1 rRNA gene is annotated in these 210 nt (G+C 39.0%); it reads left to right on the forward strand.

The features are described from left to right. Window positions 1-129: 129 nt before the first annotated feature. Window positions 130-210, forward strand: a 5S ribosomal RNA gene (gene rrf / locus FAY47_RS20035); the annotation flags it as partial.

Below are 210 nucleotides of genomic sequence, written 5' to 3' on the forward strand. Positions count from 1 at the left end.
TGTAAGTGTGGTAACATATTTAGCTGACTGATACTAATAGGTCGAGGGCTTGACCAAATAAAATACAGGAATACAACAAGGAACTGTGTGCAATTTTCAAAGAATAAAATTCTTTGAAGACTAAAAGCATCTGGTGATGATGGCGTAGAGGAAACACTCCTTTCCATTCCGAACAGGAAAGTTAAGCTCTACAGCGCTGATGGTACTGCA

Origin of the sequence: Clostridium sp. HBUAS56017 (assembly GCF_007115085.1) — a bacterium.
Lineage (GTDB): Bacteria > Bacillota > Clostridia > Clostridiales > Clostridiaceae > Clostridium > Clostridium cibarium.